The 16,970-nt window shown below is 34.8% G+C and carries 14 protein-coding genes and 1 pseudogene; 1 reads left to right on the top strand and 14 read right to left on the bottom strand.

Going from position 1 to position 16,970, the window contains the following annotated elements:
- Nucleotides 1-561: pseudogene (locus PHR76_RS06650) on the top strand (hypothetical protein); the annotation flags it as partial.
- Nucleotides 562-615: 54 nt separating this feature from the next.
- Here PHR76_RS06650 and PHR76_RS06645 read toward each other — a convergent pair.
- From PHR76_RS06645 to PHR76_RS06580, 14 genes are all read right to left on the bottom strand, one after another.
- Nucleotides 616-3,222, bottom strand: a complete 2,607-nt coding sequence (locus PHR76_RS06645) for a T9SS-dependent M36 family metallopeptidase (RefSeq protein ID WP_300059923.1) — start codon at nt 3,220-3,222, stop codon at nt 616-618.
- 75 nt (nt 3,223-3,297) lie between these two features.
- Nucleotides 3,298-4,641, bottom strand: coding sequence for a deoxyguanosinetriphosphate triphosphohydrolase (locus tag PHR76_RS06640; protein ID WP_300059932.1), 1,344 nt, complete (start codon nt 4,639-4,641; stop codon nt 3,298-3,300).
- A 5-nt stretch (nt 4,642-4,646) separates the two neighbouring features.
- Nucleotides 4,647-5,153, bottom strand: a complete 507-nt coding sequence (locus tag PHR76_RS06635; RefSeq protein WP_300059920.1) for an RDD family protein — start codon at nt 5,151-5,153, stop codon at nt 4,647-4,649.
- A gap of 14 nt (nt 5,154-5,167) precedes the next feature.
- Nucleotides 5,168-5,386, bottom strand: coding sequence for a hypothetical protein (locus tag PHR76_RS06630; protein WP_300059917.1), 219 nt, complete (start codon nt 5,384-5,386; stop codon nt 5,168-5,170).
- A 135-nt stretch (nt 5,387-5,521) separates the two neighbouring features.
- The gene (locus PHR76_RS06625; RefSeq protein WP_300059914.1) at nt 5,522-7,954 is read right to left on the bottom strand and encodes a ribonucleoside-diphosphate reductase subunit alpha; all 2,433 of its coding nucleotides are present in this window, start codon (nt 7,952-7,954) and stop codon (nt 5,522-5,524) included.
- A gap of 140 nt (nt 7,955-8,094) precedes the next feature.
- Entirely contained in the window at nt 8,095-9,072 is a 978-nt protein-coding gene (locus tag PHR76_RS06620) for a ribonucleotide-diphosphate reductase subunit beta (RefSeq protein WP_300059911.1), read from the bottom strand.
- 303 nt (nt 9,073-9,375) lie between these two features.
- Nucleotides 9,376-10,008 (bottom strand): hypothetical protein, encoded by a 633-nt coding sequence (locus PHR76_RS06615; protein ID WP_300059908.1) that lies wholly within the window; start codon nt 10,006-10,008, stop codon nt 9,376-9,378.
- Nucleotides 10,009-10,012: 4 nt separating this feature from the next.
- Entirely contained in the window at nt 10,013-10,711 is a 699-nt protein-coding gene (locus PHR76_RS06610; RefSeq protein ID WP_300059906.1) for a class I SAM-dependent methyltransferase, read from the bottom strand.
- Between the two features lie 27 nt (nt 10,712-10,738).
- Nucleotides 10,739-12,664, bottom strand: a complete 1,926-nt coding sequence (locus PHR76_RS06605; RefSeq protein ID WP_300059905.1) for a thiol-activated cytolysin family protein — start codon at nt 12,662-12,664, stop codon at nt 10,739-10,741.
- Nucleotides 12,665-12,685: 21 nt separating this feature from the next.
- On the bottom strand, nt 12,686-13,039 hold the full coding sequence (locus tag PHR76_RS06600) for a hypothetical protein (protein ID WP_300059903.1): 354 nt from the start codon (nt 13,037-13,039) through the stop codon (nt 12,686-12,688).
- A gap of 4 nt (nt 13,040-13,043) precedes the next feature.
- Nucleotides 13,044-13,637: a hypothetical protein gene (locus PHR76_RS06595; protein WP_300059901.1), complete on the bottom strand. Its 594-nt coding sequence runs from the start codon at nt 13,635-13,637 to the stop codon at nt 13,044-13,046.
- A gap of 428 nt (nt 13,638-14,065) precedes the next feature.
- Nucleotides 14,066-14,695: a hypothetical protein gene (locus PHR76_RS06590; RefSeq protein ID WP_300059898.1), complete on the bottom strand. Its 630-nt coding sequence runs from the start codon at nt 14,693-14,695 to the stop codon at nt 14,066-14,068.
- A 23-nt stretch (nt 14,696-14,718) separates the two neighbouring features.
- A complete protein-coding gene (locus PHR76_RS06585; RefSeq protein ID WP_300059895.1) occupies nt 14,719-15,279 on the bottom strand; it encodes a hypothetical protein in 561 nt (186 codons plus the stop codon).
- Between the two features lie 314 nt (nt 15,280-15,593).
- Nucleotides 15,594-16,970, bottom strand: coding sequence for a tail fiber domain-containing protein (locus PHR76_RS06580; protein WP_300059892.1), 1,377 nt, complete (start codon nt 16,968-16,970; stop codon nt 15,594-15,596).

Raw genomic sequence — 16,970 nt, 5'->3', positions numbered from 1 at the left:
TCCTCGGCAGCCAGCCTTGCGAGCCGGTCCCGGAACCCGTCGAGTTCTGCAGCCCGCTCGTCATACTCTGCTTATGTTTTTTTAGGAGTAGGAAGTGAATACGTTCGAAAAGATTGGAATGCTACCTTTTATCTTTCGCCCTTAACGTTTAAAACAACCTTTGTTTTAGACCAACGCTTAGCAGATTTAGGCTCGTTTGGAGTCGATAAAGCGATTTATGATGAAGAGGGAAACTTAGTGCGAAGAGGACGAAAAAGCCGCACTGAATTAGGAATATTGTTTAATAATTATTGGAAGAGAGAAATCTATAAAAATATGACCTTAGAAAATCGGTTATCGCTTTACACCGATTACTTAAACAACTTTGGCAATATTGATGTGGATTGGCAAATGCAACTCAATATGATTGTTAATCAATATGTTCGGGCAAACATTGGCTTTCATTTAATTTATGATGATGACATTAAAGCCAAAGAAGAAATTAATGGAGAGCAAGTAACGGTTGGACCAAAATTACAATTGAAACAAACACTAGGAATCGGCGTTATTTACACTTTTTAAATAAAAAAACCCAGCTGAACAAACAGCTGGGTTTTAGTTTAGCATTTATGAATACTAATTCTTAATGATTTTTTGCGAATAACTTAATTCATTTGCATTCACTTTTACAATATACATTCCTGCTTGTAAATGTGTTAAATTAATGTTTTTAGCGGTATTGAAATTTAATTCATTTTCTTGATATACTACCCGACCATTTAAATCTACTACTTGTATTGCTACTTTTCCAGAAAATTGACTTACTTGGATTGTATAAACTCCAGTAGATGGATTTGGATATACTTTAAACGCGTCGTTTGAAGCAAAATAATCAATCGATAAGGTACAGTTTGGTCCAGCTGCTGGGATTGTAAAATCTTGCACTTGGTCTGTCGCACTCGTTCTGGCACCAGAAGAAGCGTTTAAACCTAAACCTCGTTTTGCAAAAACTTCCCAAATCATACAATAGTCTTGACCACCTGTAGTTGCTTGATCAGCTGCAATTAAAGCATTTCTAGCTTCCACGAAAGTAGGAGAACAAGGTTGTATTTTTAGACCATCTAAAACCAAACGCATGATTTTATTATTTCCACCTGTTCCATTATAAATGTTTGAATCAAAGCCATATTTATTGATATATGCCCACGTTAAATCCCATAACATAGTAGCCCAAACTGAACCAACGCCATGAGGAACTGCTTCTGTATTTGTACTTGCAAAAGTCATTGGGTTAACACCAAAGTCGGTAGAATATGGAAACGTTCTAATTCCAACCCCATCAATAGGTTGACTAACCGCATAGGTTCCAATTCCTCTTGTAGCAGCACCTACATCACCAGCTTTCAACTGCATCATCAAAGCGAACCAATCAGACCAGCCTTCGCCCATTTGCTCTGCGTTACCTAAACAACTTGAATTATTTCTTCCACCAGCTAAACGGATAGAAATTCCGTGACCGAATTCATGTGAAATAATTCCGTTATCAAATGAACCATCCGCATTAACAAAAACATCGGCTGGTGTTTGTAAGGTTACATTTACTGGACCTAAACTCATTTGAGCAATAATCGCTTCTCCCACACTTTGAGTAACACTGATAGCAGGAATAGTAATTGAAGCATCTGCTCCTCCCATAATGATAATATCAGCGACGTTATTAACTACAATTACTGCAATTGCTCCCGCATTTTGAGCATTGATTACTTTTTCTACAAAAGTACAATCACCTCTTCTTAAAATACATATTTTTCCAGCAATTGCCGCGGCATTGATAGCAGGTGAACAGGCATCTGAAGTGTCAGGTGAACCATCATCATACAGTACTAAATCGGTAGTAAAACCATTCGGTGCGGTTGGCACTGGCACATTACCTGGAATAAAATTATTATCTCGAACAGCATAAGGTCCTGCAATATTTGCTGGAGAATTTACTACTAGAGCATTGTTTGGTGGACCTACATCCCATAAGAACATTTGAACTCTACCTGATAACCCATCTACTGGAGCAGCAAAATTGGCATTATTTGTTGAAGTACCATCTTGAGAATCAGCTAAAACAAAATCACCTGCAGCTCCACCTTTTCCATAATTATTTGCTTGGTAATTTCCGTTTGCTTCGTCAAAACCATACTGATACCAAACATCGTGCATGATGTTCGTCATGTAAAATAAATTGGTTGTAGCTGCACTTGTATAGGTAGAAGATTGTGCACTATTACCTCCATAAGGGAAATCAAATTCTAAAGTAGGACCGCCGTTAGGTGAAACACCAAAAGGAGAATTGTTTCCGTTACGGTCTTCTTTTGCCCACGTATTATTACCTCTTGTAATGGTAAACTCAGGACCAGCAACACCATTGGTATCATGCCATCCAAAAGGAGAAGCAGTGGCGTTGTGCGGCGTAGAAATTAATTGTCGTGGACCGTGACTTGGACTTTCTGTACTAAAAGGATACACACGATAAGAGCCCGATTGTGTTTCTACAACAGAAGTTTCTTCTTTTACAATTTGTTTTGTAAAGGCAATTTGATGTTGGTGTGTGGAATGGTCTGAATCTTTACCGAATGTGCAACTTACAACTAAGTCTTGCTTTTCAAGTATAGTTCCATTCACAGCGTCCAATCGAACACTCCATAAGTTTTTATAGTTTGGTGTATAAAATGTAAAATCCCAAGCCAAACGAAGTTTGTTATCCTCCGTTAATTGATATACTAATTTTGCTAAAACAGGCTCATTTAAACCAATTGCATCATTAAGTTGATAGTAATTCGTTCGAAGCGTTTTTTGAATTACAAAAGCTTCGTTTGGAGTTATCCCAAAAGCATTGTAAGCCAAATTTAAAGCATCTAAAACACCATAGGTTGGATTGGTTGTGTTCACGCGTTGAGCAATATTAGCTTCAAAACGATTTGCAACATAAATAACATTTCCATTTTTGATAGAAAAATTAGTTTGTGCATGTTGAAGTTCAATGCCTTGATGACGTTGCTTTACATAATAATTAGTAATTCCAGTAGAAGTAGACGTTGCTTCGCTCTCTACATACCAATCATTAATATCATTTGAAGTAATTCCAAGTTCGGAATAATTCGCATTTAAATACGTTTGTATTTTTTGACTTTCGTTTTGAGCTTGGCTTGAAAAAGCAACTAAAAACAAGAGTAAAAATGTAATTTTTTTCATAAAAAAGTTAAATTAGGGAATTTAGTTTTCAAATATAGAATTATTTTCTACATTTTAATGTGTTTTTTAAATAGTTTAACTATTGTTTGAAGAAACGATTTTATTCAATAAAATAGCGTTTCCATCCGTTAAAAGCGAAATATAATGAGCAATATGCATCAACTGATCATATAAATTTGCTTTGGGAACGTGATATTTTTCGGGCAAAACCTTTAATAATAGGGTGTCATAATTAGACATTTCTCCTTCTTGTTGGTGATGAAAAGCCGTAATAAATTTATCTAGTAAATTATTAATCACTTGATAACCATTGATTTCTTTTTCAATAACTTCTCGGCTTTGGTATATTTTTTTAACACTCAATTTGATAATGTCATCCATCTGAACTTTGTATTTGCTTTTATCCATCAAGGCAAATGGAAATTTTCCTTTTAAAATAGCCTCTTCATTTTCTATAAATACTCGAACGGCATCTTGAATTAAACTTCCAATAGCCAAAGCTCGAAGGTAACTTATTCTATCCTCCTTGTTTTTTAGGGAATTATATTTGCCAACATCAATGCTATCTTTGACTAATTTGATAAGGTATTCTAACGCAAAATCTTCATCGACTAAACCTAAGTTTATTCCGTCTTCAAAATCGATTATTGTATAACAAATATCATCGGCAGCTTCAACCAAGTAGGCTAAAGGATGTCTTTCATAACCAATATTTCCGGCTGATTTATTAGGAATTAAACCTAATTCATCGGCTACCTCTTGAAAAAAAAGCTTGTCTTGTTGAAAGAAACCATATTTTTTATCGGCAATCGCAGTAGTTGGTTTTTTGGGCAAACTTTCCTTTGGATACTTCATGAAAGCTCCTAAAGTTGCATACGAAATCCGCAAGCCGCCTTCGATGCCTGGACGAGAACTGGTCAAAACCGAAAAACCATTGGCATTCCCTTCAAAATCGATTAAATCTTGCCATTGTTTCTCGGTTAATTGGTCTTTATATTGTTTCCCGTTTCCGTTTTTAAAGTATTCGCCAATTGCTTTTTCTCCAGAATGTCCAAAAGGAGGATTTCCGATATCGTGAGCCAAACAAGCGGCGGCTACAATGGCTCCAAAATCATTCATTTGATAGCCGTGGACTTCTTTTAAATGTGGATATTTTTCAATAATTGTTTTCCCAACCAATCTTCCAATCGAACGCCCAACGACGGAAACTTCCAAGCTGTGCGTGAGACGCGTGTGAACAAAGTCTGTTTTTGACAGCGGAATTACTTGTGTTTTATCTTGCAAACTTCGAAAAGCAGCCGAAAAAATAATCCGATCATAATCCACTTCAAAACCTAAACGCGTATCATCTTGTTCTGAGCGTAATCTTTTGCCAGTATCGCCTTGTCGTCTAAGCGATAAGAGTTGTTCCCATTTCATCATAATTATTCTTGTCCAATTTCGTTAATAGCATCTTGCATTTCTAATTCTTGGTTATATTTTTTTAAATCGACTACCACTGTTTGAGATATCGTATCGTGCCAACCTCTAGGAATAGTGCCTAAAAAAGAAAGTTGGTCAAACGGAATTAATCGACAAAAGGAACGTTTAATAATAACTGATGAAGAAGGTGTTGAGCCATCAGCCATGAATACTTTTGTGTTGGTCATGTATTTTGCAACTGAACGACCTGTTAACGATTCCAAAATGGAGTAATAAATAACAATGATGATATAACTAATTAAAAAATCTACCACTGGATTGATATTTTCAAGCCAAAAGTATAGGTCTTGCTCTCCCAAAAAAGTAAATAAAACCCAAGCAATGGCAACGGGAAACACATTAATCATATTATAAATAATCATGTCGAGAATATAATTCCCCAATCGCTGCCCAGAAGAAGCTAACATTGCATTTGTAATAGCAATTTGCTTTGGTTTTTTAAACTCCATCGTAGCGTTTTGCCCTATTTTTGATTAGCTAAAAAGAAGTTTTTAGATTTTTTGGGATAGGTATCATAACTAATATCGCTTGGGTTTTCTATCACCGATTTGATATTGACTGAATCACCTAATTTAAAATTGGCTTTGGTATATTTAAAATCCAAAAGATAAGGGCCGCAGAAAAAATTTCCCTTTTCATCTTGTTCAATTATTCCGGTATAAATTCCTTTTTTTTCTTTCATGCTGAACTTGTTTACGTATCGTTACCTTTTTTACTTTTCAAATGTACGATTTACATTTGATATTTAATAAAACAGCCATTCACGATGGTGAACAGCTGTTTTTTTTATTGCTTTTACTTTTCAATTCTTATCGAATTACGACCCACACATTTCGCAATCATCTGGGGCTGCATTTTTGGCCAATTCAATCATGGCTCGGTATTCGTCTTGCGTCATTTCTACGGGCTCGTTTAATACCGAAATCGATTCTAATTTATCAACCATTGGTTGTTTTTTGATTTCGACTGGTTCTGCTTTTTTATCATTATTTAGCGTAAACTTAATCGCATCTACGGCTGATTTTGTTCGCAAATAATACATTCCGGTTTTTAAACCTGATTGCCAAGCGTAAAAATGCATCGAAGTTAATTTAGAATAGGTTGCCCCTTCCATAAATAAATTTAACGATTGCGATTGGTCAATGAAATAACCGCGTTGTCTAGACATATCAATAATGTCTTTCATACTCATTTCCCAAACGGTTTTATACAATTCTTTGATGTCTTCTGGAATTCCTTCAATGTTTTGAATGGAGCCATTATGACGCATAATTTGTTGTTTCAGCGTATCGTTCCACAAACCAAGATTTACTAAATCTTCTAATAAATGCTTGTTTACGATAATAAACTCTCCTGAAAGTACGCGTCTGGTATAAATATTAGACGTGTACGGTTCAAAAGCTTCGTTATTTCCTAAAATTTGAGAAGTAGAAGCTGTTGGCATTGGAGCCACCAACAAGGAGTTACGAACGCCGTGTTCTACCACTTCTTTACGCAAACTAGCCCAATCCCAACGACCAGACAAGTCGCTGTCTTGTAATCCCCATAGGTTGTATTGAAATTCTCCATTTGAAATTGGCGAACCTTTAAAGGTTGAATACGGCCCTTCTTCTTTTGCCATTTCCATAGAAGCGGTTACAGCAGCAAAATATAAAGTTTCAAAAATCTCTTGGTTTAATTTTTTTGCTTCATCGCTTGTAAAAGGCAAACGCAACAAAATAAAGGCATCGGCTAAACCTTGAACGCCTAAACCAATTGGTCGGTGACGCATATTCGAATTTTCTGCTTCTGGAACAGGATAATAATTTCGATCAATGACGCGGTTTAAGTTTCTTGTTACACGTTTAGTTACGTCGTATAAATACTGGTGATTAAACGCTCCATTTTCTACAAACATTGGCAACGAAATAGAAGCTAAATTACATACTGCCACCTCATCAGGAGCTGTATATTCAAGGATTTCTGTGCATAAATTTGACGAGCGAATGGTTCCTAAATTCTTTTGATTTGATTTTCGGTTTGCTGCATCTTTATACAACATATAAGGCGTTCCGGTTTCAATTTGCGATTCGAGGATTTTCTCCCAAAGCTCACGAGCTCGTACGGTCTTTCTTCCTTTTCCAGCGGTTTCATACGAAATGTATAAAGCTTCAAATTCGTCGCCATATACATCACACAAGCCGGGGCATTCGTTCGGACACATTAATGTCCACGACGCATCTTCTTGTACACGTTTCATGAATAAATCGGACGTCCACATGGCAAAAAATAAATCGCGGGCACGCATTTCTTCTTTTCCAGTATTCTTTTTTAAGTCTAAAAACTCAAAAATATCAGCATGCCATGTTTCTAAATAAATAGCAAAACTTCCTTTTCGTTTTCCACCGCCTTGGTCTACATAACGAGCAGTATCGTTAAATACGCGAAGCATTGGAACAATTCCGTTTGATGTTCCGTTTGTTCCACGAATATATGAACCGGTAGCTCGAACGTTGTGAATAGCCAAACCAATTCCACCCGCCGATTGCGAGATTCTAGCGGTTTGTTTTAGGGTATCATAAATTCCGTCAATACTATCATCTTTCATGGTTAAAAGAAAGCATGATGACATTTGCGGTTTTGGTGTTCCTGCATTAAATAAAGTTGGTGTAGCGTGTGTAAAGAATTTTTTAGACATCAATTCGTAAGTTTCTTTTACTGAATCGAGATCGTCTAAATGAATTCCAATAGAAACACGCATCAACATATGTTGTGGTCTTTCGACAATTTTGCCGTTTATTTTTAATAAATAAGACCGTTCTAAAGTTTTAAATCCGAAATAATCATAGTTAAAATCGCGATTGTAAATAATCATCGAATCTAACATTGCGGCATTGGCTTGAATCACTTCAAAAACCTCATCAGATAATAAAGGTGATTTTTGACCTGTACGCGGATTCACATAATTATACATGTCCGACATCGTTTCTGAAAACGATTTTTTAGTGTTTTTGTGTAAGTTAGACACCGCAATTCGAGCTGCTAGTTGAGCATAATCGGGGTGAGCAATGGTCATGGAAGCAGCAGTTTCGGCTGCTAAATTGTCTAATTCTGAAGTAGTTACGCCGTCGTATAATCCTTCAATTACACGCATGGCCACTTTTACAGAATCTACTAAATCATTTAATCCGTAACATAATTTTTTAATTCTGTCGGTAATCTTGTCAAACATGACGGGCTCTTTATGACCGTCTCTTTTTACTACATACATAGTTTTCTTGGGTTTTTTAAAACAGAAAAATCCCTTTCCCTGTTTTAGGGTATTTGTAATTTGGATTTTGGGAAACTAATCCCGGTAATTAAAAAAATCTTTGTCAAAGAATTGAACTTTGACAAAGCGTTGTTATTTATTTAAAAATCAGCGTCGAAACTAATTTTTTGAGCATCGCTATCGGTATTCATCACCCCTGCTTTTTGATATTCTGCTACTCTTTTTTCAAAGAAATTTGTTTTTCCTTGAAGGGAAATCATATCCATAAAATCAAAAGGATTCGATGAGTTATAAATACGTTCACAGCCTAATTCTACTAATAATCGATCGGCAACGAATTCTAAATATTGCGTCATTAAGGTAGCGTTCATACCAATTAAGCTAACTGGAAGCGACTCGGTAATAAATTCTCGCTCAATATTTAAAGCATCGGTAATGATTTCTGTAATTCTAGCTTTTGGTACTTTATTAACTAAATGATGGTTATGCAAGTGCACTGCAAAATCACAATGTACGCCTTCGTCACGTGAAATTAACTCGTTCGAAAAGGTTAAACCAGGCATTAAACCTCTTTTTTTCAACCAGAAAATCGAGCAAAAAGCACCTGAAAAGAAGATTCCTTCTACCGCAGCAAAAGCAATTAATCGTTCTGCAAACGAATCGGAATCAATCCATTTTAATGCCCAATTGGCTTTCTTTTGAATGGCTGGAAACACGTCTAACGCATGAAACAATTGGTCTTTTTCTTTTTCGTCTTTCACATAGGTGTCAATTAACAACGAATAGGTTTCACTGTGAATATTTTCCATCATGATTTGAAAACCATAGAAAAATTTTGCTTCTGGATATTGCACTTCATTTACAAAATTTTCGGCAAGATTTTCATTTACAATTCCATCAGAAGCAGCAAAAAAAGCTAAAATATGTTTGATAAAATATTGTTCATCGCTATTTAACTTCGTATTCCAATCGGATAAATCTTGGTGTAAATCGATTTCTTCTGCGGTCCAAAAACTCGCTTCCATTTTTTTGTACCATTCCCATATATCGTGATGTTTGATTGGGAAAATTACAAATCTGTCTTTATTTTCTTGCAAAATTGGTTCTACTGCTGCCATCTTTTTCTGTGTTAAGTTATATTGAGGGTTTTCTATGTAAAAATAAGAATTACAAAGATTGCAATTCAAATCGGAAAATGAAAGTCAAACTTATTCACAATCGGAGCTAGTTTTGAACAATAGGTAGTTTAATTCTTACTTTTTGAAATATAATTAATTGCCTGATTAATAGTGTTTTACAAATCTAAAAACGTTCGTATTGTCAGCTACACATGGAAACCTGAAGAAATATTTAGATTTTAAAAGCAATAAAAAATCATGTGTTTTTTTAAAACACTTTGAATAAAAAATTAAATTAAGCGACTATAAAAAGTCTAATTCATCCAAAACATGAATCGGTTCTTGAAGTTGTTCTACTTTTAAATTCTTGCCATCCATTTTTACGTGAAAGCGTTGCTTTTTAATAAAACTTTTTTCAGAATGCCATCTCTCTTTAATTAAATTTTGCCGAGTGAGTAAGCGTTTGTTTTTCCAATCGGTAATTTTAAGAATTTTGGTGTCGTCCTCTTTGTTAGTTGGAAATTCTAACATTTTAAAAGTCGCTTTTAAATGCTTATAACCATCATTTCCAGCTCCATCCATAATAAATAAATCTATTAAAACACTTTCTTTAGTTGGTTCGGAATCTAAAGTATAAACCGCTTTTATGGCACTCATTTCATTTTTAGAAACATCTTCTGTTTTTAACAAGGGCATTCCGAGTAATGAATTAGGCAATAAAGCTTCTAATTCAGTAAAGGTTAATGGTGTTTTAGCAGAAAGTTCGTCTAACCATTTCCCTTCTTTATAATCTTCTTCTGAAATTTCAGTTTTGTTAGCCGAAACTTCAGTGGTTACCTTAGAGACTTCCGTTGCTTTATCGGCTTTTTTTGAGTTACAAGAAGTCCATAAAAATGAACCAACTGCCACTAGGAATATACATTTAATATTTCTCATCAGTTTAGTTTTTATTGCTATTTTCAATGTCTTTTCGATTGTTTAATTCAGAATTATCGGGCACAATCCAAAAAAAAGCTTGTACTGTTTTTAATTGACTTGTCGTAGAAATTTCATTTGTTATTTGTTCCATATATTCTACGGTTATTTGTTTATTCGGTATCCAATCGCCCATATCAAAGGAGTTGGATATAATTCGTGTGCCGGGCGGAAGAGCAAGTAAAAGCGGCCGCAGTTTTAAATTCAGTTCTGCTGTTAAGAACAACGAAATTACGGTTGCCTTAGAAAAGTCAGCTTCAAACAAATCTGCTTTATAAAAAACGGCTTTTTCTGAAACACCCTGTTGTTCTGCTACTTTTTTTGAAAACTCTACGAGTTCAGCTTCATATTCAATCCCGGTTGCAAAAGCACCTCTTTTTGCCGCCTCGATAACTAATCGACCGTCTCCAGAACCGAGGTCAAAAAAAATATCCTTTGGTCCAACTTCTGCCATATCGAGCATTGCATCGATTAACAATTGATGGGTTGGCAACCAAATAACATCTTTGCCTTTGGCTCCTTCTAACGGCACAAACTCTTGATTTTGAGCTATTGTATTTAAAGGCAATAAAATCAAAAAAAAGCTTAGAATGAGTAATTCTAAACGTATAGAAAATGTGCTTACACTTTCTATATCATTTAAAAAGCGTAAGCACATTTTCATAGTAGTAAGATTATGATTTTTAAAATTTTAGTCTAATAATTCAAAAGTCATCCAAGCAGCAGCTTTTTCAGAGCCATCACCAAGTTTAATTGGGCCTTCCAAAACTTTTTTCGATTTAAGCTTTTGAATATCCGCCAACATCAAGTATCCGCTTCCAAAACTATGAAAAAGTGCTCGTCCATCACTGCCCTTTCCAATTTGTCCATCTGGAAAAGTTGTTACCTCATCTAGCTCTGTAACTCCCAAAAGAAGATCAATAACCTCTTTAATTTTAACCGAGGTATATATATTGTTTGCTAAAACCTTGTCATTGCTCCCGCTATATTCTTTTAACCATGTATAAATTTTAAATTCTGCATTTTTATCCATGTATTCATCCTGAGAAATATCAAATACCAGTGAATTATTTATAATATTTCCTCGGCCAACTCTGTTTCTGTTTTGTTTAACATGAAGTTGGTGTTTGGCATCACCTGAAATAAAAATGTTTTTTTGATTAGGCACTTGAACGGGACCATTTTGTCTATTTGGAAAAACGTTAATAGATCTTGAGGTAAATGTTTTTTCTTTTCCGTTTGCTTTATAAACAACATATTGTTGGATAGCATAATCATCAGGTTCATTTCCGCCACCATCTCTACCGCCAATACATTGAAGGTCTAATAAAGTCACTTTTAGTTTAATATCTTTTTTAGGCACACAATTTCTCTCTTTTTGCTCAAATACAGAACTTAACATTAGTTGCTCCCCTTTAAGGTTTTTTACTTTGTATGAAATTGGTAAAGCTAATCGTCCGTTTCCAGCTTCTGCAAAAACCCATTTATCAAAACCAGCCGACATATCAGATTCTTGAAGTGAACGGGCTGCAACGCTAGAACTGCCTCCATAAAAGAAAACACGAATCTCCGATGAGCTATCTCGGTTTACAGATTTTAAAAACCCGCTGATTTCTCCTTTACTTATAGCATAATTAACCTTAACACTCATTTCTGCTTTTATCTCACTCATGCTCTTAGTAGTTTTAATCAGCATCAATCCTTTTCTTCCATAGGTTACATCCGAAACGTAAGCGAGTTGATTGGCATTGGGCATATCATTTACAAAGCTAACGGTATTAGGGTCTACCGCAACATTATACATATTTTGAGAAAATTTGATTAAATAATAATAACTATTACTAAAATCTCCCCCAGAAACGCCAAACTTTGCCGAAAGTAAAGGCCCAGCACTATAAGACCCAGTAATTGCGTACTGAAAGCTTTTTTCTGAATTGATTTCAGTTATCTCAAAATTCATATCTGCGGGTATTGATTTGGAATTTACCTTTCCCGTTAAGTTGCCTAAAGCATTGTTAATTCCGCTAACATTTTGTGGATTTAGTATGTCTACGGAAAGGTTGTCTAATCCTGCAATCGCTGAAGTATTTACTAGATATACCGTTAAGGGATTTCTTGGTGCGGTATTGATGGTGTTTCTGCCGTCTATAATTGAGGAATAATTAATCACCACCCCTGGTTTAATAAAATCTGGAACAGATGAAGTAGTAAAGTAGCTAAAATCTGATGTGGTAATATCTAGTTTTCTAGTTGTTGGTGGTTCACATAAATTTGGTTCCTTTCCACTAATTTCAATACTGTTTATTGCCCCAGAACCACTAGTTTCAATTGTCGTTTTATCAGTTCTGTCTCTGGAGTCACTTACGTCAATTTTTTTTAATGCGTTTATGTTTTTATATAATTCTGGATTAAGTGTTGGTTTTTTTATCAACTTTACAGGATCCGTATTCAGTACTTTTGGATTAATCACTTTTGGATCAAGTGCTTTTGGATTAATCACTTTTGGTGAACTTTCCTTTTTTGGTTTATTTAAACGGGGAGTTATTTGGGCATTGCTGGATAAAGTTGTTAAAAAAAGCAGCAAAATGCAAATTGATGTAATTTTACGATTTATCATGATATTTATTTTTTTAATGTTTTATAGGTTTTTAAACCATTCTACGTACTTATCTCCCAAAAAAGGGACTGTATTTTGTTTTCCGTTGATGGCGTTCATTAGTCCAACAATCCACATATAGAGTAAAATAAAAATACCTACGATGTAAACAATCCATCCTAATATTGGAATCATTCCGATAATTCCTAAAGCCAATCCCGTTAAACCTAACCCCAAAGATTGCTTGATGTGAAATCGAGCAAACTCGTTTTTATTGTCATTGTTCTTTACAAAAGCAATGATTAAACCTATGATCGTAAGGTAGGCGATAATGGCAATGTTTTTGCCCTCTGTTTCTACTGATGTCACCTCTATCTTGTTTTCTGTTTGTTCCATATATTTATTTTTGAGTTAATTCTTTAAAATTTAATTCATCTGCAAATTGCCAAAGCTCTGCTGCCTTTAAATTATTGCCGTCTAACCTTACATAAAATTGGTTGTTGATTATATATTCTAATGAGCATGAATTATTGTAATCTCCTTGCATTTCAAATACTTCAACGTTGTTTCTTTTATGAACTTTTGTATAACCCGATTCGGTATCTTCTGCAAATTTCATTTCAATTCTTTGAACGATACTCGACTTGATTCTAAGGTCTTTTTGACTTTGACCATTAGTGATTTCTACTGTAATGTATTTTTCGTGACCTCCTTTGTATTGATAATCTGCTTTTACCTGATGCAATTCTTCATTCCCAAATTCTAACGTACTCGGTTCTTTTACATAATCTAATATTTTGGCTGGCAGCCAATTATTTAGCTCTTCTCCGGTATAGGTTTTAAAGTCATTCACAGCCTGTTCATCTTGATTCATCACCGATTCTTCCACTTGTGCGGTGTTTTCTGAACTCGTTTCTTTGGCCATTTTATCCTCTTTACAGGAAAAAAATATTGTTGTTAAAACAAAAGCAAGTAGTATTAAGTTATTTTTCATAAAAATGTAATTAGGTTAGTTCTATTTTTAAAAAGTTTGAAGTCGTCTTTTTCTGAATTTTTAGTATGTCAAAAAATCATCATCAACAAAATTGAAATCGATAAGAAATGGTGGTTATTTTTTCATCTTTTAAAAGTTGTTAAATTCTACACTTCATTAGAATTTCCATTAAATGGATATTTATTTTGATTCTGTTGTGAATTAATAACTGTTGCAATTTTTCTAATCTGTTAGTTAATAATTCATTGGTTGCTTTTAAATTTTTGATTTCTGCATCTGCCCAATTGATTTGTGCTTTTAGCTTGTCATTTTCGGCTTAAAGTTCTTTTATGGCTTTTACTATTTTTGCTAAATTTTATCAGTATTGTTTTTTTTATGAATATTGGTTCTTTAATTATATTGAATTCTTACGTTGTGCTCGAGCCAAATCAATCCCTAAAATCATACACATTAAAATTTTCCAAAACTATTTTTCCTGATAGCGGAAAGAAATCTGTTTTAGAATCGGAAATAGGCAAACCAGTTCCTGAGAAGGTTACCACTAACCTATTTTCAGAAAGTTCGTTTAAAGTTACAGTGCCTTCATAAAGCACTTTAGCATCGCGTTTTTGGACTGGATTATTCGGAATGGTCACTTCCAATCTACTTTGTGTTTCTACCTTATACGCTGCTTCTCCTTCAAGTGCATAACTTTGTTGCGAAATGGTAATTGGTATTTTCTTTAAAAAATCTGGGGCATACATATTTACTAAAACAGCTTCTTTTTTCATGGAAGTAATTACAAACTGTATTCCGTTATTAAGATACGTAACATCGGTAGTCATGTTAGGGTCGAAGGCTGCAAACGAGGCAGATTCTCCATCAAACTGAACGTTAACCGTTCCTGTTGGCACTTTCCGCTCATCCGATTCCTTGATTTTCTTGGAAGGATAAGGCATCTCATTATCTGCATCTTCGGTGTTCGCTCCATTTTTAGACTCATTTTTACAGCTCAACGTAGCAAGCATTAAAAAAACGACAAGGAAAAGACTTCTAAATTTTAATTTATGTGTATTCATGGTAAAAAATTTAAGTTTTACAATCAGTCCAAAATTTCTAAGTTCGCTTGTTTTAAGTAAGTCCAAAGTTCATCGGGTTTTTCATGACCTTTTACCGTAAGCTGAAAACGGTTGTTATAAATAGCCGATACGTCGTACATGTTATACTTATGTTCAAGCAACGCAAACGTTTTATAACCATCGCGTTCTTTTCTAACATACTCGCGTCCTTCGGGTGCTTTATCGTCTGATTCGTAACTTTTTTTAAAATTTCTCAAAGCAGATGAACCTTTTCGATGACCATCGGTTACAAAATAATGCATGACATTACCATAATCCTTTCCTTTTATATAGGTTCCTGTACCAATACCCTGAACTTTATCTTCACCTACCTGTATAAGATTATAATCTCCTAATTGCTTTGGAAAAAAGAGTTCATACTGTTCTTTAGTAAGCAGTACGACAGCTTTAGAGTCGATTTTTTCATTTTTCTGAGTTGGTTTTTCCTTTTCTATGACCGACTTCAAACTCTCTGGTTCATTTTTTTGGTCCTTGCAAGCTATTATCAAGACACATACTATGGCTATTTTTAGAAATGTTTTCATAAGTGGTTATTTGATTTTGTTATTATTTTACACTAAAGGAAAATTTAAGCGGTTTTATTTCTCCTTTTACTCTTCAGAACTTGAAACCATTGCTAGTGTATTAGATTGCTGTTTTTCTGTGAGCTTATTTCTCATTGAATAAAAGGTTGATTAATTATATTTTAAAAACTTTAAGATCGTTTTTTTCTGAATTATTAGTGTGGCAAAAAATCATCATTAACAAAAGTGAAATAGATAAGAAATGGAGGTGATTTTGTCATGTTTTAAATGTTATAAAACTCTACACTTTCTTAAAATTACCACTAAATGACTATTTATTTTGATTCTGCTGTGACCATTAATAACTGCTCCAATTTTTCCAATCTATTGGTTAACAACTCATTGGTTGATTTTATATTTTTGATTTCTGCATCTGCCCAATTGTTTTCGGCTTTTAGTTTGTCATTTTCGGCTTTTAACTCTTGTATGGCTTTTACCATGGGTGCCAGTAAATCATTGTAACGAACACTGAGCATGCCTTCATCGTCTTTGGTTATAATACCTGCGTTGGTTACTTTATACTCTGCTAATGTTTTTTCAAGTTCCTGAGCAATAAAACCGTATTCTATTTTTTTGCTTTCATCATTTTTACGGTTATAAGACACTGGTTCTAAGTCATTAATAAAATTTAAACCTAAAGCAGATTTTTGAATATTTTCTTTCCATCTTTGATCAGAAGTAATGGTCCACGCCACTTGAACGCCCGCATACGTAACGGCTGCATTGCCAATACGCACTTGGTTGCTACCTGTTGCAGAGGGTGCATAAGCACCCTTTCCAAGACCCGTGTTGTTGCTCCCGGTGGTGTTGCTATAAAGTGCATTATCTCCAATTGCAGTATTATAACTTCCTGTGGTGTTGCTATAAAGTGCTTGATTCCCATTGGCCACATTAAAAGATCCTGTGGTGTTTAATTTTAGTGCAAAAGAACCATTGGCCAAATTTCTATCTCCTGTGGTGTTATCTTTAAGTGCTTCAAACCCATTGGCCACATTTCTTTCTCCTGTGGTGTTTGATTTTAGTGCAGAAGTACCATAGGCTACATTATCTCCCCCAGAAGTATTAGAAGACAAGGCAGAATTACCAAAAGCCGTATTGTTACCTCCAATTCTACCAGAAATTATATTATTTCTTTTAAAAACCACATCGTTATTGTCTGTTGTTCCAATAAAATTGGTTGCGGGGTTAGTACCAGTATTTCCACTTAAACCCCAACTTGGCGTACCACTATTTTTGGCATATAGGGCATAGGGTACACTTAGTAGCTGACTTGTGCCAACGATGGAATAATTGGTGCCTCCAGTGGGGTCGGTTTCTGTTTTTATAAAATAAATGCCGTTTGACCAATTGATGGAAGCAAAGGTTCCTGTTATAGGAATGCCAGCACCAATTTCTACCGTTATTAATCCGTTGCTATTTGTAGTAGGATTGGGGTTATAAATTTCTTTGTAAACTTCTGTTCCCGTTGCCGAACCTTGTAAAATGCTTACTCGCATACCGATGGTTTGGTTGATTAATAGCGTATTGGCAGCGTTGCGAATTACAGCTTGGTAACTCATTTTTTCTGGTGTTTGTGCAAAAGAAGTCGTTAGTGAACCATAAATGACGAGCATTACTACTGTTTTTACGAAATTTTGAATACTATTTTTCAT

Origin of the sequence: Flavobacterium sp., assembly GCF_028689845.1 — a bacterium.
In the GTDB taxonomy this organism is placed as follows: domain Bacteria; phylum Bacteroidota; class Bacteroidia; order Flavobacteriales; family Flavobacteriaceae; genus Flavobacterium.
The sequence above is the reverse complement of the archived record's forward strand: the minus strand, read 5'-3'. Positions and strand labels throughout refer to the sequence as shown.